We start from the raw sequence: 20,127 nt of genomic DNA on the forward strand, positions 1-20,127 counted from the left end.
TGCGTTGGGTTGGGTACTCGTGTACTGGGGTTTTCCGGCTGGCCAGCGCGCGATTTATTCGCTGGCGCCGACCATGGCGTCGATCAGGTAATCGACCAGTTCCTCGGCCGGCACGGTGGCCTGTTGCCCACCGCCTTCGGCCTGCTCGCGCTGGCGAAGTTCCTTGACCTGGACCACGCCGGCGGCCACTTCGTCCTCGCCAATGATAACGGCATAGGCCGCGCCACTTGCGTCGGCCCGCTTCATCTGCGACTTGAAGCTGCCGCCCTTGCCGTCGGCGCTGGCGTGCAGCACCACGTCCAGGCCCGCATCGCGCAGCCGTTCCGCAGCGATCATCCCCTGCTGCGCGGCGGCCTCGCCCTGGTGCACCAGGTAGACGTCGCAGCCCACCGCCTCGGGCACCACGCCCTCTTCGCGGATCAGCTCGATGATGCGCTCGATGCCCATGGCCCAGCCGCACGCGGGCGCGGACTTCCCACCCATCTGCGCGATCAGCGGGTCATAGCGCCCGCCCCCGGCGATGGTGCCCTGCGCGCCCAGCTTGTCGGTGATCCACTCGAACACCGTCAGGTTGTAGTAGTCCAGGCCGCGCACCAGGCGCGGGTTGATCTTGAACGGAATGTTGTTGGCCTTGAGCAGGCGCTGCACGCCCTCGAAGTGTGCCAGCGATTCTTCGCCCAGGAAATCGATCAGCTTGGGCGCGTTGGCAGCCATCTCCTGCAGCGCCGGGTTCTTGGTGTCCAGCACGCGCAGCGGGTTGGTGTACAGGCGGCGCTTGCTGTCGTCGTCCAGGATGTCCTGGAAGCCTTCCAGGTACTTGATCAGCTGTTCGCGGTGGGCGGCGCGCTCATCGGCCTGCCCCAGCGAATTGATCTCCAGGCGCACGCCGGTCAGGCCCAGGTCGTCCCAAAGGCGCTGGCACATCAGGATGATCTCGGCGTCGACGTCCGGGCCGGCAAAGCCCAGTGCCTCGGCGCCGAGCTGGTGGAACTGGCGGTAGCGGCCGCGCTGCGGGCGCTCGTGGCGGAACATCGGGCCGGTGTACCACAGGCGCTTGGGGCCGTCGTACAGCAGGTTGTGCTCGATGGTGGCGCGCACGGCCGCGGCGGTGCCTTCCGGGCGCAGCGTGAGCTGCTCGCCATTGAGCGAATCGGTGAAGGAGTACATCTCCTTCTCGACGATGTCGGTCACCTCACCGATGCCGCGCACGAACAGCTGCGTGTGCTCGACGATCGGCGTGCGGATCTGCTGGTAGCCATAGGCACGCAGCATGGCGCGCGCGGCATTCTCGAAATGCTCCCACAGCGGCGCGTCCGCCGGCAGCATGTCGTTCATGCCCTTTACGCCCTGCAGGGCCTTGGCGGGGCGCACTTTCTCCCCAGCCTTCAGTTCGGTCTTCTCACCGCCTGCGGCGGCCACGTTCTCGGATTGCGTCATTCTGTTCTTGTCAGGCTGCTGGCACCCGGCCGGTCCGGCTCAGGCTGCCACTTCTTTGTCGGCCCGCGCAACGCCCGGGCCGTAATGCGTGCGAACGTACTCATCTACGATCGCCTGGAATTCCTCGGAAATGCGCTCTCCGCGCAGCGTCTTCACCTTGACGCCGTCGACGAACACCGGCGCCGCCGGCGATTCGCCCGAACCCGGCAGCGAGATGCCGATGTTGGCGTGCTTGCTCTCACCCGGGCCGTTGACGATGCAGCCCATCACGGCCACGTCCATTTCCTCGACGCCCGGATAGGCGGTCTTCCATTGCGGCATCTGCTCGCGCAGGTAGGCCTGGATGCTGGCCGCCAGCTCCTGGAATACCGTGCTGGTGGTGCGGCCGCAGCCCGGGCATGCAATCACCATTGGGGTGAAGTTGCGCAGGCCCATGGTCTGCAGGATTTCCTGCCCCACGTACACTTCCTTCTCGCGCGGCGCGCCAGGTTCCGGCGTCAGCGAAATGCGGATGGTGTCGCCGATGCCTTCCTGCAGCAGCACCGACAGCGCCGCGGTCGAGGCCACGATGCCCTTGCTGCCCATGCCGGCCTCGGTCAGGCCGAGGTGCAACGCGTAGTCGCAGCGGCGCGCCAGCTCGCGGTACACCGCGACCAGTTCCTGCACCTGCGACACCTTGCACGACAGGATGATCTGGTCGCCCGGCAGGCCGATCTCCTCGGCCTTCTTCGCCGAATCGATGGCCGAGGTGATCAGTGCCTCGATCATCACGCTCTGTGCCGGCCACGGTTCGGCACGCCCGGCGTTCTCGTCCATGATGCGCGCCAGCAGGTCCTGGTCCAGGCTGCCCCAGTTCACGCCGATGCGCACCGGCTTGTTGTAGCGGCACGCCATCTCGATCATCTGCGCGAACTGCGTGTCGCGCTTCGCGCCCTGGCCCACGTTGCCGGGGTTGATGCGGTACTTGGACAGCGCCTCGGCGCAGGCCGGATAGTCCTGCAGCAGCTTGTGGCCGTTGTAGTGGAAGTCGCCCACCAGCGGCACATCCACGCCCATGCGGTCGAGCTGCTCGCGAATCGACGGCACCGCGGCGGCCGCCTCGGGCGTGTTCACCGTGATGCGCACGATCTCCGAACCCGCGCGCGCCAGTTCCTTGACCTGGATCGCCGTGCCGATGGCATCGACCGTATCCGTGTTGGTCATCGACTGCACGCGCACCGGCGCGCCGCCGCCGATGGTGACCACGTTGTCGCCCCACGCGACGCGCGCCTGGCGCGTCTGGCGGCGCGGCAGCGGACCGGCCAGGACAGGAAGACAGAGCTGTTGGTTCATAGCGTTACCACCTTGCAAAGACGCACCTCGCCGCACCTTGCGCGCCCTCGTCAGGGCAGCGTGAGGCGCGCCACGTTGTTGCGGTTGGCTGCCTTCAGGTCGACCGGCTCGCCATTGCGGGTCATCGACTCGATGCCCTTGACGTTGCCGATCACCACCTTGTACGGGGGCGTGCCGCCGCCGGCCACGGACTGGCCGGCCTTGGCGGTACCGCCCAGCACCACCTTGCCGTTCTTGTCCCGGATTTCATACCAGGTGTCGGAAGCAAAGCGGATCTGCAGTTCGCCCGCGCCTGCTGCGACTGCCGGTGCCGCCGGTGCCGCCGGTGCTACCGGCGCAACGGGAGCAGGCGCAGCGGCAGGCGGCACCACAGCTGCCGATGCCGTAGCAGCAGGAGCCGCCTGGGCAGGCACCGCCACGGCGCTGGCGGGCACTGTCTCGGCGGACGGCGCCGGCGAATCGGCTCCGGCCATCACCGGCGGCAGCGCCGCCGTGACCGTGCCGGGCTCCGTGCCCGGCGCGGCTGCATGTTCTTCCGCCACCGGGGTCTCGGCCGCGGCGCTGCGCGTTTCGATCCAGTGGCGGATGTGGTCCAGCCCGAACCAGCCGCCCGCGGCCAGCCCCACCGCCACCAGCGCCAGCCAGATCCAGCGCCCGCCCGTGCCGCCGGAGCGGAATCGGTTGCGGTCGTCGAAGGCCGCATTGATGCCGCCCTCGCGCTGGCGTGCGATTTCCGCCACCTGCACCACCTGGCGCGGCTGGAAGCGCGCCAGCAGCGGGTCGATATCGACATGCAGCATGCGCGCATAGGCGCGCATCACGCCCTTGGCGAAGGTCACGTCGGGCACCGCCTGGAGATCGCCGGCTTCGATCGCGCGCAGCTTGGTCGCCGCCACCTTCAGGCGCGCGCTGACGTCTTCCACTGACATTCGCTGCGCCTCGCGCTCGCGCGCCAGTGCCGCGCCGATCTCGCGCGCGGCGGCTTCGCGGTCTCCTTCGTGCGCGCCCCCGCCGACGTGTTGCGTCGGTACGGCCTGGCCTGCGGCGCGGTCGTGCTCACTCATCCCATGCTCCTTGTTCGTAGGCGGTCAACTCACGCGAATCGGGGAAACGGCTGCGCAGTTGCGCCCCCAGCGCATCCTGCATGCGGCTGTCGCCCTGACGGTGGGCAATACGCGCTCCCAGCCAGAGGGATTGCGCACTGACAAACTGGCTGCTGTTGACGCGCTGGGCATACTGCCGCGCCTGCGCGAAGTCGCCGCGCCGGTAATAGACCAGCGCGAGGGTGGTGTTGGCCACCGGGTTGTTGCGGTCGTAGCCGAGCGCGGCCTTCAGGTTCTGTTCCGCTTCGGCGCTGTTGCCGCGGCGCAGCTCGCACGCGCCCAGGCTGATCATCGGCTTGACCGGGCCGCCGGCCGACGGCGCCGACGCGGCGCGCTGCAGCATCGGCACGGCCTCGGCATAACGGCCTTCCTGGCACAGGAACCAGCCGTAGTTGTTAAGCAGGTCGCCGTCGTTGCCGCGCATCGACACCGCGGTGCGGAAGCTGTCATCGGCGAGCGCACGCTCATTCATGTTCATGTAGATCAGCGCGCGCACATGGTAGGCATCGGCCAGCGACGGATCGATGGCGATGGCCTGCTTGATCTCGTCAAGCGCGACCGCGTTCTGGCCGGCCTCGAGATAGTTTGTGGCCAGCTGCAGCCGGATGCCGGCGCGGCGCCTTGCATCGGTCTGGTCGGAAGCGGCCTGGAGATCCTGCGCCGGCGTATGCGGCAGCTGGCAGCCGGACAACATCAGCAGCCCCAACAGGGCCGCAGCGATCAGACGGATCATGCAGGGCGAGCCTCCCGAGACTGGCCGGCGGCAGTGACCGGCACCAGTGGCGTGATCTTGCCGAACTTGCCGCGCTCGGCCAGGCGGGTGCGGTCCTTCACTTCCCCGGCCAGCTGGCCGCAGGCGGCGTCGATATCGTCGCCGCGCGTCTTGCGGATGGTGGTCACGATGCCCGCGTCCATCAGCACCTGCGCGAAACGCCGGATCTGTTCGTTGTTGGAGCGCTTCAGGCCCGATTCCGGGAAGGGGTTGAACGGGATCAGGTTGAACTTGCACGGCACATCGGCCACGAGCTTCAGCAGTTCTCGCGCATGCTCGACGCCGTCGTTGACGCCATCCAGCATGCAGTATTCGAAAGTAATGAAATCGCGCGGCGCGAATTCCAGGTAGCGGCGGCATGCCGCCATCAGTTCGGCCAGCGGGTACTTCTTGTTCAGCGGCACCAGAACGTCGCGCAGGGCGTCGTTGGACGCGTGCAGCGACACGGCGAGGGCCACCGGCAGATCTTTGGACAGCCGGTCCATCATCGGCACCACGCCGGAGGTGGACAGCGTCACGCGACGGCGCGACAGGCCGTAGGCGTTGTCGTCGAGCATCAGGCGCATGGCCGGCACGACGGCATCGTAGTTCAGCAACGGCTCGCCCATGCCCATCATCACCACATTGGAGATGACGCGGTCATCCTTGGGGCCGCGGCCCAGTTGCTCGCGCATGGCAAACTCGGCCATCCACAGCTGCCCGATGATCTCACCGGTGCTGAGGTTGCGCGAGAAGCCCTGCTTGCCGGTCGAGCAGAACCGGCAGTTGACGGCACAGCCAGCCTGCGAGGAAACGCACAGCGTGCCGCGCGTTTCCTCTGGGATGTAGACCGTTTCCACCGCATTGCCCTGGCCCACGTCTAGCAGCCACTTGCGCGTGCCGTCGGCCGACAGGTTGTCGGTGATGACGGCAGGCGCGCGGATCTCGGCCCGCGTCGCGAGCTTTTCGCGCAGCGACTTGGCGAGATCCGACATGGCGTCGAAGCGGCTGGCACCGTAGTGGTGGATCCAGCGTTGCAGTTGCCGCGCACGGAACGGCTTCTCGCCGAGCTCGCCGCAATAAGCGGTGAGCGCGTCCGCGTCGAGGTCGAGCAGGTTGACGAGGTCGTTCATGGCGGCAAACTCAGCTTCGGTGTCAGTCTAGTCCTGGCAGCAGCGCCAAACAATCAGCGGCTGTAGACGTGCATGCCCGGGAAGAAGAACGACACTTCCACGGCAGCGGTTTCAGCAGCGTCCGAGCCGTGCACGGCGTTGGCGTCGATGCTGTCGGCGAAGTCGGCGCGGATGGTGCCCTTGTCGGCCTTCTTCGGGTCGGTGGCGCCCATCAGCTCACGATTCTTGACGATGGCGTTTTCACCTTCCAGGGCCTGGATCATGACCGGACCGGAAATCATGAAGTCCACCAGGTCCTTGAAGAACGGACGCTCCTTGTGGACAGCGTAGAACTGCTCGGCTTCGCCGCGCGACAGGTGCACCATCTTGGCAGCAATGATCTTCAGGCCGGCGGCCTCGAAACGGGCGTAGATCTGGCCGATAACGTTCTTGGCCACGGCATCCGGCTTGATAATCGACAGGGTGCGTTCGATCGCCATGAAAAACTCCGAAAAATGAAGGGGTTACAAATGGATTAAACGTGGGATTCTACCACGAAGACTATGACGCTTTCGAGGGCCTTCCCCGCTCTGTCGCGAGTCTTGCCGGCGTTGCGGCGCCGGCCGGCATCAAGTAACACGAAGAGCACATTACATCCTTGTCATGTCCGGAACGCGACGGGTCGATGCGCGTCCAACGTGAGCGGCGGCCAAGTGGCGCGAAGCACGGTTTGGCGTGTCTTCTGGGTTACCCCGCCCTTGCAATTCGCCCGCCCAGATGCCACATTGACGATGGTTCCGTCCGGAGTCGATCCGAATGATTGGATTTCCGGCGCCTCACCGTTTTGAGACAGGAGTCACCATGGATAACAAGCTGAATACCTACGGTTTCGGCAACAGTGCGTCGACCGTCACTGACGTCGTCGTTCGCAACCGGGTCTTGCGCAACACTTACTGGCTGCTGGCCCTCTCGATGATCCCCACCGTGCTCGGCGCGTGGATCGGCGTGGCCACCGGCTTCAGCTTCATGGCGGGCAACCCCTTCCTGTCGCTGATCCTGTTCCTGGGCATTGCGTTCGGGTTCTTCTACGGCATCGAGAAGACCAAGAACAGCAGCATGGGCGTGGTCCTGCTGCTGGCCTTCACGTTCTTCATGGGGCTGATGCTGTCGCGGCTGATCGGCGTGACACTGCAATTCTCGAACGGGCCGGCGCTGATCATGTATGCCTTTGGCGGCACGGCGGCGGTATTCGGCGCAATGGCCACCATCGCCACGGTCAGCAAGCGTGATTTCTCCGGCCTGGGCAAGTTCCTGTTCGTCGGCGTGATCCTGCTGATCCTGGCCAGCGTCGCCAATATCTGGCTGCAGCTGCCCTCGCTGATGATCACGGTTTCGGTGATCGCCATCGGTATCTTCTCGGCGTACATCCTGTTCGATGTGCAGCGCGTGGTGAATGGCGGCGAGACCAACTACATCACCGCCACGCTGGCGATCTACCTGGACGTGTACAACGTCTTCGTCAACCTGCTGGCGCTGCTGGGCATCTTCGGCGGCAGCCGCGAGTGACGACAAACGCCGCAGCATGAAAAACCGGCCTGTTGGCCGGTTTTTCTTTGGGCGCCAGCTGATGGATGGGCCGGTTCAGCCGCGGTCGAACACCGCGATCGATTCCACGTGCGAGGTGTGCGGGAACATGTTGACCACGCCCGCGCCGCTCAGCCGGTAGCCCGCCTCGTGCACCAGCAGGCCGGCGTCGCGCGCCAGCGTCGCGGGGCTGCATGAGACATAGACGATGCGCTGCGGAAGCACGTCGCTGCCCTGCTGCGCCAGTTCGCCCAGCGCTTTGCACACCGCCAGCGCGCCCTCGCGCGGCGGATCCACCAGCCAGCGGTCGAAGCGGCCCAGCGCAGCGATATCTTCGGCGGTGACTTCGAACAGGTTGCGGCAGGCAAACTCGGTCTTGTCGGCCAGGCCGTTGTAGCCGGCATTGGCCAGCGCGCGCGTGGTCAGCGCCTCGCTGCCCTCGATGCCCATCACCGACTTGCCCTGCGTTGCCAGCGGCAGCGTGAAGTTACCGATGCCGCAGAACAGGTCGAGCAGCCGGTCCTGCGGCTGCGCGTCGAGCAGGCGCAGCGCGCGGCCAATCAGCACGCGGTTGATCTGATGGTTGACCTGGGTGAAGTCGGTCGGCTTGAACGGCATGCGGATGCCGAATTCCGGCAGCGTGTAGGCCAGCTCGACGTCGGTCGGGTAGAACGGGTAGACCGTGTCCGGGCCCTTGGGCTGCAACCAGAACTGCACCTTGTAGTCGTCGGCATAGGCGCGCAGCAGGTCCTTGTCGGCATCGGTCAGCGGTTCCAGGATGCGCAGCACCAGCGCGGTCACTTCCTGGCCGACGGCCAGCTCGATCTGCGGCATGCGGTCGCGAATCGACAGGCCGGCCACCAGCTCGCGCAGCGGCACCAGCATCGCCGACACGTGCGGCGGCAGGATCTCGCAGCGAGTCATGTCGGCCACGTAGCTGCTCTTTCGCTCATGGAAGCCGACCAGCACGCCGCCCTTCTTGACCACGTGGCGCACGGTCAGCCGCGCGCGGTAACGGTAGCCCCAGTCCGGCCCGGCGATCGGGCGGAACACCACGTCCGGCTTCACTTTCGACAGGTGCCACAGGTTGTCTTCCAGCACGCGCTGCTTGATTGCCAGCTGTGCACGCGAATCCAGATGCTGCATCGAGCACCCGCCGCAGACGCCGAAATGCTGGCAGCCGGGCTTGACGCGCATCACCGATTCCTGCCGGATCTCGACGAGATGGGCCTGTTCATAGCTGGGCTTGCGGCGGAAGCTGCGATAGCTGACGGTTTCGCCGGGCAGCGCGCCTTCGACAAAGATCACCTTGCCGGGCGTGCCGTCCTCGTTCACCAGGCGGCCGACGCCGCGGGCTTCCATGTCGAGGCTCTCGATCGACACGACCGGGTCCGCTGCCGGCGTGCCAGTGTTAGCGGCAACGCGGCCACGGGGCTCTTTTGCGCCGGGAGCGGCACTTGCCTCGGCAGTGGCGGCCGGGCCTGCAGGCGTTTCTTGTAGGGAGGACACGACTTGGGACACCAGATGAAACCTGACGTATTGTTTGCGAAAGCGGGATTGTATGCCAGTCCGGGCCAGCGCCGGTGGCGGCGTCCCGACGATCCGACGGAGACGGCAAATGGAACTGATTTCGTGGAATATCCAGTGGGGCCGCGGCGCCGACGGGCGCGTGAGCCTGCAGCGGCAAATCGAGACCATGCGCGGCATCGCTGACGCCGACGTGATCTGCCTGCAGGAAGTTACGCGCGGCTTCGGCGAATTGCGCGGCGGGCCGGGCGAGGACCAGGTGGCGGAACTGACCGCGCTGCTGCCAGGCTTTCATGTGCTCTATGCACCGGGCGTGGACCGGCGCACTACCAGCGGCGGCCTGAAGCAATTCGGCAACCTGCTTGCCACCCGCCTGCCAGTGCGCGAAGTCTTCCACCATGCCCTGCCCTGGCCGGCGGACCCGCAGGTGGCGTCGATGCCGCGCGTGGCGCTGGAAGTGACGGTCGAGGCCGGCACGCATCTGCTGCGCGTGATCTGCACGCACCTGGAGTATTACTCGGCACACCAGCGCGCCGCCCAGGCCGAAGCCTTGCGCGACTGGCACGTTCAGGCATGCGACCATGCGCGCCGCCCGGGCCGCAGCGAAAAATGGCCGGGCCCGTTCACGCCCGAGCCTCGCCCGGCCGAGGCCATCCTGTGCGGCGACTTCAACAGCAAACCCGACGATATCGCCTATCGCCGCATGCTGGAGCCGTTCGAAAATGCCACGCCGCCCTGGCGCGACGCCTGGCTGCATGCGCATCCCGGCCAGCCGCACGCGCCAACCTGCGCGATACACGACAAGGAGCAATGGCCGGAGGCGCCGTTCGCCTGCGATTTCATGTTCTTGACGGACAACCTCGCCGCGCGCATCCGGCGCTGCGAGGTCGATGCGGATACCGCCCACTCGGACCACCAGCCGATCCTGCTGTCGCTGGATCTGTGATGCCGACCGGCGCGCTCAGTCCTCGAGGTCTTCGGCTTCCGGGGTGAGACGCTGCAGCCGGAACGCCTGCAGGTATTCCATCCACTGCTCGCCGGGCAGCTCAGCCAGCGATTCCTGGACGAATTCCATCTCGACGTCGAACTCGCGCGGCGACAACCCGCCGCGCATCAGCTGGAAGCGGCAGTACATCAGGTAGGTGTTGACGACGTCGGTCTCGCAGTAGGCGCGGATCTCGTCAAGCTGGCCAGCCTGGTAGGCCTGCCAGACCTTGCTGCCGTCCATCCCCATCTTGCCCGGGAAGCCGCACAGCTTGGCCAGGTCATCCAGCGGCGCGCTGGCGCGGGGCTGGTACATCGCCAGCAGGTCCATCAGGTCCAGGTGCCGCATGTGGTAGCGGCTGATGTAGTTGTTCCACTTGAAGTCGCGGCTGTCGTCCTCGCGGCCCTCGCCCATTTCCCAGTAGCGTGGCGCGGTGACGCCGTTGACCAGGCCACGGTAATGCAGCACCGGCAGGTCGAAGCCGCCGCCGTTCCATGAAACCAGTTGCGGACTGTAGCGCGCGATCAGTTCGTAGAACTTCTGGATCAGCGTGGCCTCGTTGTCTTCCGTGGTGCCGAGCGAGCCGACGTGGAACACGCCCGAGCCATCGCGATGCGTGCGCCGCAGCACGCAGGAAATCGCGGCGACGCGCTGCAGGTAGTGCGGAAGGAAATCGCTACCGGTCTTTTCCCGGCGGGCAGAGAACGCATGCTCGGCGACTTCGGCGTCGCTCATCGCATCGGGGTGGTCATGCAAACGGCGCAGGCCGGCGACATCGGGAATGGTCTCGATGTCGAATACCAGCACAGGGGTCATAGAACGGCGTCCTTCCTGACACCTTGCGAAGCGAAATGCCGCTTGAGCTTGACCAGCGCCTCCTGCTGGATCTGGCGCACGCGCTCGCGCGTGAGGCCCATTTCCTCGGCGAGCTCTTCCAGCGTGGCGGGCTCGATATGGTTGAGGCCGAAGCGGCGCTCCACCACGTAGCGATGCTTTTCCGACAGGCGCGCCAGCCAGAGCTTCATCAGCCCTTCCAGCTCGCGGTGTGCCACCTCCTGGTCAGGGGCGGCGTTGTGCTCGTCGGAGAGGAAATCCAGGAGGCTCGAGCCGGGATCGAGATCGAACGGCGTATCGAGCGAGGTGGTATGTTCGTTGAGTGCCAGGACGTCCTGCACTTCGTCCGGCGTCTTGCCCAGCAGGTGGGCGATGTCTTCCAGGCTGGCGTCGCGCCCGTCGGTGCCGCCCTTCTCCAGATGGCGCTTGGCGCGCAGCACCTGGTTCAGTTCGCGGATCACGTGGACCGGCAGGCGGACCGTGCGCGCCTGGTTCATGATGGCGCGCTCGATGCTCTGGCGGATCCACCACGTGGCATACGTCGAGAAGCGGAAACCGCGCGACGGATCGAATTTCTCGATCGCGTGCATCAGGCCGAGGTTGCCTTCCTCGATCAGGTCCAGCAGCGGCACGCCGCGATTGAGGTAGCCCTTGGCGATGCTGACCACCAGCCGCAGGTTGCGCTCGATCATGACCTGGCGCGCGGCAAAGTCGCCGTCCTTGGCCAGCGTGGAGAAATGCAGTTCTTCCGGCGCGGACAGGAGCGGCTTGATGCTGATGCGGTTCAGGTAATGCTGGACTGTGTCGGCGGCCAGCTCAGTATGCAGCACCGAGCGGAAGTCGTCGTGCTCGGCGGCCGCGCCGTCGGTACCGTTCTCTGCCTCGCTCTCTTCCTCGTCTTCCGCGTCGTCATCGTCGTCGTCGCGCAACTGGCGTTCGTTGTCGTCGGCGAGCAGGTCCGCCTCGCGCAGGCCCACCGTAGCGGACGTGGCGATCGGCTCGTCGGTAACAGGAATCAGTTCAGCAGCGAGATCGGGCTCGAAGGCTTCCGCATCGGCGCGCTCGTCGGGATGTGCCACACCAGCCTTCACTTCCGGCTGCTTGGGACGGCGAGCCCTGCTGACGATTCCGGAGGAGACGGTTTTCTGGCGTGGCATGAACCCTCACTGTGGCGGCAGGTACCGCATCGGATCAACCGGTTTTCCGTTCTTGCGAACTTCGAAGTGAAGCTTCACCCGGTCGGTATCGCTGTTGCCCATCTCAGCAATCTTCTGGCCTTTCCGGACCGCGGATTGCTCTGTCACAAGCACCTTGTCGTTGTGCCCGTACGCAGTAAGAAATGTCTCGTTGTGTTTGATGATGACAAGATTCCCGTAGCCGCGCAAGGGGCCTACGTGAATCACCCGGCCATCGTCCGCTGCCAGCACCGCATCACCTTTCTTGCCCGCAATATCGATGCCTTTATTGGCCTTGTCATCGAATTTACCGACCATCTGGCCGGTCGCCGGCCACGCCAGCTTCATCGAGCCATCGGCGACTGGCGCCGACGGGATGGCGGCCGCAGCAGCCGGCGCAACCGGTGCCGCAACCGGTGCCGCAGCCGTAGCCGCCGGCGGCACCGGGGCGCCAGCCGGACGGGCCTGGTCGATCGGCTGCCCCTGCACCGTACCGGGCGCCACCGGCATGGTGGTCACGCCGGGTGCAGTGTTGACGTCGGCACCTGGCGGCACGATGCGCAACAACTGCCCAACTTCAATCTGGTTCACATTGCTCAGGTTGTTCCACGCCGCTACATCGCGATAAGACTGGCCGTTTTCCAGCGCGATACGGTAAAGGGTATCGCCTCGCTTGACCCGATAGTATCCGGGCGGTGCCGGCTCCTGCGACGCCGTGGCGGTGCCGGAGATGGAAGTACGGTCCACCACGGGGGCCGGCATCGGCGAACTGGCGCAGGCGGCCAGCAGGGCCGTCAGCGCGGAAGCCGCAAAAAGTTGTCCGGCGCGTGCGAAATATTGCGATTTCACGATGTTGTGCATAGTTCGACTCAGATGGTGCCCGATTTTAAGGGCACAAAGAAAACGGCTTCAAGCGCGGTTCGGTGAAAGCGATGGCGGTTGCGCCGCTCGATCAGCAGCAATTGCTGCGTGACGGTCTGGCCGGGCACGCCTGCCGGCGGCACCACCGCCACCGGGGCGATCAACCGCCCGCCGATCGCCAGTTGCTCCAGCAGCGCCTCGGGCACCTCCATGCCGGCGGCGGCCAGGATGATGGCCGAGAACGGCGCCGCCTGCGGCAGCCCGAGCATGCCATCGCCGTAGTGCAGGCGCAGGTTGGGCACGCGCAGCGGGCGCAGGTTGGCCTTGGCCTGCTCGTGCAGCGGCCGGATGCGCTCGATCGAGAAGACTTCGCGCGCGACCTGGCTCAGCACCGCGGCCTGGTAGCCGCAGCCGGTGCCGATCTCCAGCACGCGCTCCAGCGGCGCGTCGGCCGCCAGCCCTTCACGCAGCAGCTCGATCATGCGCGCCACCACCGAGGGCTTGGAAATGGTCTGCTGGTGGCCGATCGGCAGCGCAGCGTCCTCATACGCCTGCGATGCCAGCCCCGGCTCGACGAACAGGTGGCGCGGCACCGTGGCGATGGCCGACAGCACGCGCTCGTCGCGGATGCCCGCGGCGCGCAGCCGCCCGGCCAGCGCCACGCGCGCGCGCGCCGAGGCCATGCCGCCACCGCCGGCCGTGGCGGCCGAGGCGCGCTGCTCGACCTTGCTGGCGGGAGCCGGCACGGGCGCCGGTGCTGCGGTCCGCGGCAGCCGCGGCTTGGCGGGCTTGGGAGCGGGCGCGGCCGGCCGCGGCGTTCCGACCGCGGGCATGCCGGCGGTGCGCGCCGGTGCAGGCTTGCGTTCGACGACCGCGTCCAGCGGCAGCGGAAACTTGTTGCGAGGGGGCGTGGAACTCATCGGGGGCGCGACACAGCGGGACGGTGGCTTACTTAAGCCACTGGTCGAGCGCGTCGAGCTGTCCGCGGTGGGTCAGGTCGAGCTGCAACGGCGTCAGCGAGACATAGCCTGCCGCGGTGGCATGGAAATCCGTGCCTTCGCTGGCATCGCGCGCATCGCCCGCCGGACCGATCCAGTAGTTGGTGTCGCCGCGCGGGTTGACCTGCGTGATCACCGGCTGCGACGGATGGCGCTTGCCCAGCCGCGTGGCGCGATACCCCTTGATATGTTCGAACGGCAGGTTCGGGATATTGACGTTGAGCAGAAACGGCTCGGTGTGCGGCTTGGCAATGATGCGCTCCACCACGGTGCGCGCCACGCGCGCCGCGGCGTCGAGGTGCTCCCAGCCCTTGTGGACCTGCGAGAAGGCCACCGACGGAATGCCGAGCAGGTAGCCTTCGATGGCGGCGGCGACGGTGCCGGAGTACAGCACGTCCTCGCCCATGTTCTGTCCCTGGTTGATGCCGGACACCACCAGGTCGGGTTTTTCGTCGAGCAGGCCCGTCAGCGCGATATGCACGCAGTCGGTGGGCGTGCCGTTGACGAAGCGGAAACCCTTCTGCACGCCTTCGCGCGCTTCATAGATCGACAGCGGGCGCTGCAGCGTCAGCGAGTTGGAGGCGCCGCTGTGGTTCTGCTCCGGCGCAATGACCGTGATACGGCCCAGCGGCGCGAGCGCAGCATGCAAAACGGCCAGTCCCGGCGCGAGATAACCGTCATCGTTGGCGAGAAGGATATGCATGGCGCGATTGTACCTGAGCGGAACGTCACAAGCGGCCCGCGAGCCGCCTCAAAATGCGCGCTGCCGGGGCGCTTCCGGTGCTACGGTACGCCATTGGCGGTGGCCGGCACGGAACAGAACGATCGTGCTATTTCTGCGCTACACTTGCCCTGCCCGCCCGCAAGCTGCTTCACTGGCGCGGGACGCGACCTATATCACTGGAGACATGATGAAAGCCGTACTGTGCAAAGCCTGGGGCCCGCCCGATTCGCTGACCATCGAAACCCTGCCCGACCTGGTGCCCGGCAAGGGTGAAGTTGTCATCGACGTGAAGGCGGCCGCCGTCAACTTCCCGGATGTGCTCATCATCCAGAACAAATACCAGGCCAAGCCTGAACTGCCGTTCAGCCCGGGCTCCGAACTGGCGGGCGTGGTCAATGCGGTCGGCGAAGGCGTCACCCACGTCAAGCCGGGCGACAAGGTGATCGCCTACCTGGGCAACGGCGCGTTCGCCACCCAGGCCAAGGCGCCGGCGGCGTCGGTGGTGCCGATGCCGCCCGGCATCGATTTCGAGACCGCGGCGGCCTTCACGCTGACCTACGGCACTTCGCACCACGCGGTCATCGACCGGGGTGAACTGAAGGCCGGCCAGACCATGCTGGTGCTGGGCGCCGCCGGCGGCGTGGGCCTGGCGGCGATCGAGATCGGCAAGGCCATCGGCGCGCGCGTGATCGCCGCGGCCTCGACCGACGAGAAGCTGGCGGTGTGCAAGGAGCACGGCGCCGATGCTCTGATCAACTACAGCACCGAAGACCTGCGCGAGCGCATCAAGGCGCTGACCGACGGCAAGGGCCCGGATGTGATCTATGACCCGGTGGGCGGGATCTATGCCGAACCGGCCTTCCGCTCGATCGGCTGGCGCGGCCGCTACCTGGTGGTGGGTTTTGCCAACGGCGAGATCCCGAAGCTGCCGCTGAACCTGGCGCTGCTCAAGGGCGCGTCGCTGGTGGGCGTGTTCTGGGGCGACTTCGTGCGGCGCGAGCCCAAGGCCAACCAGGCCAATATGGCGCAGATGCTAGGCTGGATGAAGGAAGGCAAGATCCGCCCGCATATCTCGGCGCGCTATCCGCTCGAGCAGGCCCCGCAGGCGCTCAAGGACATGGAAGCGCGCAAGGTCACCGGCAAGATCGTGATCGTGCCCTGAGGGGCTTTGATGCATCGGCGCGCGCCAGGCGTGCGCCGACAAAAGAAGGGCGCAGAGCGTGGGGCAACACGCCCCAAGCTGCCTGCCGTCCTTGACGGCGCACACCCCTACGCCGGGCGGCAGGCAGTTCCGAATCAGCCTTTCCGTCCTCCTCAGAACCGGTGCTGCAGCCCGGCAATCACGCCGGTCTGGTTGTTGGCGAAACCGGCAAAGTAGCGCGACACGCTGACGGCGAAGCGCGCGAGAACAGCCCGTCCTTGCAACCGCCGGTCGCGGTCGACGAGGTCGCCCACGGGGAGAGGCCTGGGGTGAGGGCCCGGCGTGTCAACGGAGTTCAGGCCGGTGGTGTGCCAGTGCCTGCCTCGCCCCTCTCCAGCAAGCGGGAAAGGGAAGCAAACCGCCGGTCTGCAGGACTCGCCCGTAGTCATGCTGCCCTTAGCTTGCCTCAGAGCTTCTCCGTCTCCCCGCTCGTCGGCTGCCACTTCATCAGCCGCTTCTCGACCAGCCCCACCATCCAGTCCAGCACAAGCGCGAACGCCGTCAGTACCACGATGCCGGCAAACACGGTATTGATGTCGAAGGTCCCTTCGGCCTGCAAGATCAGGTAGCCCACGCCGCGCGCCGAGCCCAGGTACTCGCCCACCACCGCGCCGACAAAAGCCAGGCCCACTGAGGTATGCAGCGACGAGAACACCCAGCTGGTCGCGCTCGGCAGGTACACGTGGCGCAGCAGCTGCTGCTGATTGGCCCCCAGCATGCGCGCATTGGCCAGCACCACCGGGCTCACTTCCTTGACGCCCTGGTAGACGTTGAAGAAGACGATAAAGAAGACCAGTGTCACCGCCAGCGCCACCTTGGACCAGATGCCCAGACCGAACCACACCGCGAAGATTGGCGCCAGGATCACGCGCGGCATCGAGTTCATCGCCTTCACGTAGGGATCGAGGATGGCCGAGGTCAGCGGGCTCAGCGCCAGCCACAGCCCCACGCCCAGCCCCGCCACCGTGCCGATGCCGAAGGCCAGCACGGTCTCGATCAGCGTCACGCCCAGGTGCAGGTAGATATCGCGCTCGACGAAAAACCAGTTCCAGATCCGCTGCGCCACCATCAGCGGTTCGCCAAAGAAAAAGGCGACCTGCTGCGAGCGCGTGGCCAGGTGCCACACACCGAGGATCACCACCAGGACGAGCAACTGCCACACGCGCAGCATGCCCTTGGAGTCGTTTCGGAATGCCATCGTGAATTCAGGTCTTGTTGTGATGGGAAGGCTCAGGCCACCTTGAGCTGCTGGGCATAGCCCTTGAGCACTTCTTCGCGCAGCACGTCCCAGATCGCGGCGTGCAGCTCGACAAAGCGCGGATGGTTGCGGATCTCGGCCACGTCGCGCGGGCGCGGCAGGTCGATCGCGAACTCGCCGATCGGGTGCGTGCCCGGGCCGGCCGACAGCACAACGACGCGGTCGCTCATGGCGATGGCCTCGTCCAGGTCGTGGGTGATGAACAGCACCGCCTTGCGCTTGGCGGCCCACAGCTCGAGCACCTCGTTTTCCATCAGCTGGCGGGTCTGGATATCGAGCGCCGAGAACGGCTCGTCCATCAGGATGATGTCCGGATCCAGCACCAGCGTCTGCGCCAGGGCCACGCGCTTGCGCATGCCGCCCGAAAGCTGGTGCGGATAGCGGTCGCCGAAGCCGCCCAGGCCGACGCGGCGCAGCCATTCCTCGCCCTGCTGCACGGCCTCGGCGCGTGCCACGCCGCGGAACTCCAGGCCGGCGACGACGTTATCCAGCGCGCTGCGCCAGGGCATCAGCGCCTCGGTCTGGAACATATAGCCGGCGCGCCGGTTGATGCCGCGCAGCGGCTCGCCGAACACGCGCACCTCGCCGCTGGAAGGCCCCAACAGGCCGGCGCCGACGTTCAGCAGCGTGGACTTGCCGCAGCCGGTCGGGCCAACCACGGAAACGAACTCGCCGGGCTGGATCGACAGCGTGACGTCCTTGACCGCGGTATAGCGCTGGCTGCGGTCATCGCGCGAGACAAAGGTGCAGGTGACCTTGTCGAGGGAAAGTGCGGGAATGCTCATGGTGAACCGTCTCAGTCCCGTCGTGGCGGCGCCAGGGGTGCGGCGCGGGCGGGTGATGATGGATGGGCCGTCAATGCCGCAAAGCAAAGGCCCGCTGCGGGCAGCGGGCCGATGATATCGACGGCAAGGGTATTACTTGTACTTGGCGTTGGCCTTCTGCACGAAGGCGTTGGTATAGGTCTCTTCCAGCTTGATCGACTTGCCCTTCAGCTCGGCGTCGAACTGGCCCAGCGCGTTCAGTGCGGTGCGCGGGCCGTCGGCAGGCATGGTGCCGTCCGGCGAGATCGCTTCCTTGACCTTTTCCCACGCGGCCAGGTACAGCGCGCGGTCACCCAGCAGGTAGCTTTCGGGCACGGTCTTGACGATATCCGACGGGCCCGCCTTCTGCAGCCACTTGAGCGCGCGCACCATGGCATTGGTCAGCGCCTGCGTGGTGTTGGGGTTCTGCTGGATAAAGGCCTGCGAAGCATACAGGCAACCCGACGGCATATTGCCGCCGAACACCGCCTGGGTGTCCTTGAGCGTACGGGTGTCCGAGGCGACGCGCACTTCATTCTTCTGCGTCAGCATCGAGATCACCGGATCCAGGTTGGCCATCGCATCGATCTGGCCCGAACGCATCGCGGCCACCGCGCCGGCGCTGGCGCCCACGCCGATGAACGACACATCCGACGGCTTGAGCCCGGACTTGGCCAGCACGAAGTTGGCCATCATATTGGTCGACGAACCCGGCGCGGTCACGCCGATCTTCTTGCCCTTCAGGTCGGCGATCGACTTGAAGTTGGGCATGGTCTTGTTCGACACCACCAGCACGATCTGCGGGGCGCGGCCCTGTAGCACGAATTCCTGATAGCGCTGGCCCTTGGCCTGCAGGTTGATGGTGTGCTCGTACGCGCCCGAGACCACGTCGGCGCTGCCGCCTACCACGGCCTGCAGCGCCTTGGCGCCACCGGCGAAGTCGACGATCTCGACCTCCAGGCCTTCTTCCTTGAAGTAGCCCAGGCGCTCGGCGATGGTCAGCGGCAGGTAGTAGAAGAGGTTCTTGCCGCCCACTGCGATGGTGACCTTAGTCTTCTCCGGCTTGCCCTGCGCCTGCGCATGGCCGAAGGTGAACCAGCCGGCCAGGAACAGCGCCAGCGCGATCAGGAATTGTTTCCAGAATTTCTTGTTATACATGCGTATCTCCTACCCGTTTGGACTGGAACGGCAACGCGGCCGAAGCCATGGCAAGGGGGCGCGCCGCCGTGCGGCAAGTTGCGATGCTACTGGGAGGAACGCGGGTCCGCATCGGTATCAATACCTAGCGAATCCGGCCCGACAGGCAAACCCGCGAGCTTAGCGCCCTGACCTTTCGATCACCTTGCCGCGTCCTTCCTATTCGGCGTGGATGTTGGCGGACTTGATCACCTTGGCCCAGCGCTCCAGCTCAGCCTTCTGGTATTGCGCCAGTTGCTGCGGGTTCATGTACTTGGCCTCGGCGCCCAGTTCCTCGGCCTTCTTGCGGAAGGCTTCGGTGCGCACGATCTTGTCGATCTCGCCGGTGAGCTTGTCGATCACCGCCTTGGGCGTGCCCGCCGGCGCGTACATCGCGAACCACGACGACACATCCAGGTCAGGGTAACCGGCCTCGGGCGCCGACGGCACGTCCTTCAGGCTGGGCAGGCGGGTCTTGCTGGTGACCACCAGCGGGCGCAGCTTGCCGGCGGCGATATGGCCCATTAGCGGCGGCGGCGTGGTCATGGTCAGGTCGACCGAACCACCCAGCAGGTCGGTCATGGCCGGGCCGGTGCCCTTGTACGGCACGTGCGTGATTTTCGTGCCGGCCATCTGGTTCAGCAGCTCGGTCGAGACGTGCTGCAGCGAGCCGTTGCCCGACGACGCGTAGTTGAGCTTGTCCGGGTTGGCCTTGGCGTACGCCACCAGTTCTTTCAGCGATTTGACCGGCAGGCCCTGGCGCACCACCAGCACCTGCGGCGCCGACAGGATATTGGCCACGGGGGCAAAGTCCTTGACCGGATCCCACGACAGGTTCTTCACCAGCAACGGCGTAATCACGTGAAAGCCCGAGTATTGCAGCATCAGCGTGTAGCCGTCCGGCTTGGCCCGGGCCACCAGTTGCGCGGCGATGCCGCCGTTGCCGCCGGGCTTGTTGTCGACCACCACCGGCTGGCCGAGCGCCTTGGCCAGCGGCTCGGAAATCATCCGCGCCGCCAGGTCGGTGGTGCCGCCTGCCGCGGCCGACACCACCAGCGTCACCGGCCGGCTGGGGTAGCTGCCGTCCTGCGCCAGCGCGGCGGGCGCGAGCCATGCCGAACCCAGCACCGCCAGCGTGGCGGCCACGGCCTTGCGTCGTGCGGGCATGGCGAGCTTGTGTTGAAGGGCTTGCTTCATGAGGGTCTCCGTTATCTCTCAGGGATGCGTTTGTTCTTGTATTGGCGCGGCAATGTCGCCGCAGGGATC

At 66.2% G+C, this 20,127-nt stretch carries 20 protein-coding genes; 3 read left to right on the plus strand and 17 right to left on the minus strand.

The features are described 5' to 3' along the window. Positions 1-54: 54 nt before the first annotated feature. From hisS to ndk, 6 genes are read right to left on the minus strand one after another with little or no spacing between them, the layout of a single operon-like run. Positions 55-1,437 (minus strand): histidine--tRNA ligase, encoded by a 1,383-nt coding sequence (gene hisS, locus AC10V3_RS13445; RefSeq protein WP_349604268.1) that lies wholly within the window; start codon positions 1,435-1,437, stop codon positions 55-57. Between the two features lie 39 nt (positions 1,438-1,476). Beyond that, positions 1,477-2,769, minus strand: coding sequence for a flavodoxin-dependent (E)-4-hydroxy-3-methylbut-2-enyl-diphosphate synthase (ispG, locus tag AC10V3_RS13450; RefSeq protein ID WP_022535763.1), 1,293 nt, complete (start codon positions 2,767-2,769; stop codon positions 1,477-1,479). A 50-nt stretch (positions 2,770-2,819) separates the two neighbouring features. Next, the gene (locus AC10V3_RS13455; RefSeq protein WP_349604265.1) at positions 2,820-3,833 is read right to left on the minus strand and encodes a RodZ domain-containing protein; all 1,014 of its coding nucleotides are present in this window, start codon (positions 3,831-3,833) and stop codon (positions 2,820-2,822) included. Next, on the minus strand, positions 3,826-4,605 hold the full coding sequence (gene pilW, locus AC10V3_RS13460; RefSeq protein ID WP_349604264.1) for a type IV pilus biogenesis/stability protein PilW: 780 nt from the start codon (positions 4,603-4,605) through the stop codon (positions 3,826-3,828). Before pilW ends, AC10V3_RS13455 begins: the two co-directional genes overlap by 8 nt. After that, positions 4,602-5,756: a dual-specificity RNA methyltransferase RlmN gene (gene rlmN, locus AC10V3_RS13465; RefSeq protein ID WP_022535766.1), complete on the minus strand. Its 1,155-nt coding sequence runs from the start codon at positions 5,754-5,756 to the stop codon at positions 4,602-4,604. Before rlmN ends, pilW begins: the two co-directional genes overlap by 4 nt. A 53-nt stretch (positions 5,757-5,809) precedes the next feature. Beyond that, positions 5,810-6,235: a nucleoside-diphosphate kinase gene (ndk, locus tag AC10V3_RS13470; protein ID WP_022535767.1), complete on the minus strand. Its 426-nt coding sequence runs from the start codon at positions 6,233-6,235 to the stop codon at positions 5,810-5,812. Between the two features lie 361 nt (positions 6,236-6,596). On the opposite strand from ndk, the gene AC10V3_RS13475 reads away from it, so the two are divergent. Beyond that, positions 6,597-7,301, plus strand: coding sequence for a Bax inhibitor-1/YccA family protein (locus AC10V3_RS13475; RefSeq protein ID WP_010809421.1), 705 nt, complete (start codon positions 6,597-6,599; stop codon positions 7,299-7,301). A gap of 75 nt (positions 7,302-7,376) precedes the next feature. Here the strand turns inward: AC10V3_RS13475 and rlmD are convergent, their stop codons facing one another. After that, positions 7,377-8,897 carry a 23S rRNA (uracil(1939)-C(5))-methyltransferase RlmD gene (rlmD, locus tag AC10V3_RS13480; protein ID WP_490923678.1) on the minus strand — a complete coding sequence of 507 codons (1,521 nt, stop codon included), beginning with the start codon at positions 8,895-8,897 and terminating at the stop codon, positions 7,377-7,379. 40 nt (positions 8,898-8,937) lie between these two features. Here rlmD and AC10V3_RS13485 point away from each other — a divergent pair, with 40 nt between their 5' ends. After that, positions 8,938-9,792, plus strand: a complete 855-nt coding sequence (locus AC10V3_RS13485; RefSeq protein WP_349604257.1) for an endonuclease/exonuclease/phosphatase family protein — start codon at positions 8,938-8,940, stop codon at positions 9,790-9,792. A gap of 15 nt (positions 9,793-9,807) precedes the next feature. Here the strand turns inward: AC10V3_RS13485 and AC10V3_RS13490 are convergent, their stop codons facing one another. Genes AC10V3_RS13490 through surE form a run of 5 tightly spaced genes read right to left on the minus strand, consistent with a single transcriptional unit; the run spans position 9,808 to position 14,402 of the window. Continuing rightward, entirely contained in the window at positions 9,808-10,647 is an 840-nt protein-coding gene (locus AC10V3_RS13490; protein ID WP_022535770.1) for a 3'-5' exonuclease, read from the minus strand. After that, entirely contained in the window at positions 10,644-11,822 is a 1,179-nt protein-coding gene (gene rpoS, locus AC10V3_RS13495) for an RNA polymerase sigma factor RpoS (protein ID WP_022535771.1), read from the minus strand. The genes AC10V3_RS13490 and rpoS overlap by 4 nt, the downstream gene beginning before the upstream one ends. Positions 11,823-11,828: 6 nt before the next feature. Further along, positions 11,829-12,701 (minus strand): peptidoglycan DD-metalloendopeptidase family protein, encoded by an 873-nt coding sequence (locus AC10V3_RS13500; RefSeq protein ID WP_022535772.1) that lies wholly within the window; start codon positions 12,699-12,701, stop codon positions 11,829-11,831. Positions 12,702-12,709: 8 nt separating this feature from the next. Continuing rightward, positions 12,710-13,621: a protein-L-isoaspartate(D-aspartate) O-methyltransferase gene (locus AC10V3_RS13505; protein ID WP_022535773.1), complete on the minus strand. Its 912-nt coding sequence runs from the start codon at positions 13,619-13,621 to the stop codon at positions 12,710-12,712. A gap of 28 nt (positions 13,622-13,649) precedes the next feature. Continuing rightward, entirely contained in the window at positions 13,650-14,402 is a 753-nt protein-coding gene (gene surE / locus AC10V3_RS13510) for a 5'/3'-nucleotidase SurE (RefSeq protein WP_022535774.1), read from the minus strand. A gap of 208 nt (positions 14,403-14,610) precedes the next feature. Between surE and AC10V3_RS13515 the strand changes: the two genes are divergently transcribed. Next, positions 14,611-15,585 (plus strand): NADPH:quinone oxidoreductase family protein, encoded by a 975-nt coding sequence (locus AC10V3_RS13515; RefSeq protein WP_022535775.1) that lies wholly within the window; start codon positions 14,611-14,613, stop codon positions 15,583-15,585. A 152-nt stretch (positions 15,586-15,737) separates the two neighbouring features. On the opposite strand, the gene AC10V3_RS13520 is transcribed toward AC10V3_RS13515, so the two are convergent. The 5 genes from AC10V3_RS13520 to AC10V3_RS13540 form a co-directional block, all read right to left on the minus strand. After that, complete coding sequence (locus AC10V3_RS13520; protein ID WP_349604251.1) at positions 15,738-15,878, minus strand: hypothetical protein; 141 nt, start codon at positions 15,876-15,878, stop codon at positions 15,738-15,740. A gap of 152 nt (positions 15,879-16,030) precedes the next feature. Next, positions 16,031-16,822 carry an ABC transporter permease gene (locus AC10V3_RS13525; protein WP_022535777.1) on the minus strand — a complete coding sequence of 264 codons (792 nt, stop codon included), beginning with the start codon at positions 16,820-16,822 and terminating at the stop codon, positions 16,031-16,033. A gap of 32 nt (positions 16,823-16,854) precedes the next feature. After that, positions 16,855-17,667 (minus strand): ABC transporter ATP-binding protein, encoded by an 813-nt coding sequence (locus AC10V3_RS13530; protein ID WP_022535778.1) that lies wholly within the window; start codon positions 17,665-17,667, stop codon positions 16,855-16,857. Positions 17,668-17,799: 132 nt separating this feature from the next. Next, positions 17,800-18,843, minus strand: a complete 1,044-nt coding sequence (locus tag AC10V3_RS13535) for an ABC transporter substrate-binding protein (protein WP_022535779.1) — start codon at positions 18,841-18,843, stop codon at positions 17,800-17,802. Between the two features lie 198 nt (positions 18,844-19,041). After that, positions 19,042-20,058: a Bug family tripartite tricarboxylate transporter substrate binding protein gene (locus AC10V3_RS13540; protein WP_022535780.1), complete on the minus strand. Its 1,017-nt coding sequence runs from the start codon at positions 20,056-20,058 to the stop codon at positions 19,042-19,044. Between the last annotated feature and the right edge of the window lie 69 nt (positions 20,059-20,127).

The organism is Cupriavidus sp. PB-02 (assembly GCF_058252315.1).

Excerpts from the sequence above, each read along its gene's own strand:
- AC10V3_RS13540 (WP_022535780.1), bottom strand. The coding sequence starts at position 20,058 with ATGAAGCAAGCCCTTCAACACAAGCTCGCCATGCCCGCACGACGCAAG.
- AC10V3_RS13515 (WP_022535775.1), top strand. The coding sequence starts at position 14,611 with ATGAAAGCCGTACTGTGCAAAGCCTGGGGCCCGCCCGATTCGCTGACC.
- AC10V3_RS13490 (WP_022535770.1), bottom strand. The coding sequence starts at position 10,647 with ATGACCCCTGTGCTGGTATTCGACATCGAGACCATTCCCGATGTCGCC.
- AC10V3_RS13505 (WP_022535773.1), bottom strand. The coding sequence starts at position 13,621 with ATGAGTTCCACGCCCCCTCGCAACAAGTTTCCGCTGCCGCTGGACGCG.
- ndk (WP_022535767.1), bottom strand. The coding sequence starts at position 6,235 with ATGGCGATCGAACGCACCCTGTCGATTATCAAGCCGGATGCCGTGGCC.
- ispG (WP_022535763.1), bottom strand. The coding sequence starts at position 2,769 with ATGAACCAACAGCTCTGTCTTCCTGTCCTGGCCGGTCCGCTGCCGCGC.
- AC10V3_RS13485 (WP_349604257.1), top strand. The coding sequence starts at position 8,938 with ATGGAACTGATTTCGTGGAATATCCAGTGGGGCCGCGGCGCCGACGGG.
- AC10V3_RS13455 (WP_349604265.1), bottom strand. The coding sequence starts at position 3,833 with ATGAGTGAGCACGACCGCGCCGCAGGCCAGGCCGTACCGACGCAACAC.
- pilW (WP_349604264.1), bottom strand. The coding sequence starts at position 4,605 with ATGATCCGTCTGATCGCTGCGGCCCTGTTGGGGCTGCTGATGTTGTCC.
- rlmN (WP_022535766.1), bottom strand. The coding sequence starts at position 5,756 with ATGAACGACCTCGTCAACCTGCTCGACCTCGACGCGGACGCGCTCACC.
- AC10V3_RS13525 (WP_022535777.1), bottom strand. The coding sequence starts at position 16,822 with ATGGCATTCCGAAACGACTCCAAGGGCATGCTGCGCGTGTGGCAGTTG.
- AC10V3_RS13500 (WP_022535772.1), bottom strand. The coding sequence starts at position 12,701 with ATGCACAACATCGTGAAATCGCAATATTTCGCACGCGCCGGACAACTT.
- surE (WP_022535774.1), bottom strand. The coding sequence starts at position 14,402 with ATGCATATCCTTCTCGCCAACGATGACGGTTATCTCGCGCCGGGACTG.
- AC10V3_RS13475 (WP_010809421.1), top strand. The coding sequence starts at position 6,597 with ATGGATAACAAGCTGAATACCTACGGTTTCGGCAACAGTGCGTCGACC.
- hisS (WP_349604268.1), bottom strand. The coding sequence starts at position 1,437 with ATGACGCAATCCGAGAACGTGGCCGCCGCAGGCGGTGAGAAGACCGAA.
- AC10V3_RS13535 (WP_022535779.1), bottom strand. The coding sequence starts at position 18,843 with ATGTATAACAAGAAATTCTGGAAACAATTCCTGATCGCGCTGGCGCTG.
- AC10V3_RS13530 (WP_022535778.1), bottom strand. The coding sequence starts at position 17,667 with ATGAGCATTCCCGCACTTTCCCTCGACAAGGTCACCTGCACCTTTGTC.
- rpoS (WP_022535771.1), bottom strand. The coding sequence starts at position 11,822 with ATGCCACGCCAGAAAACCGTCTCCTCCGGAATCGTCAGCAGGGCTCGC.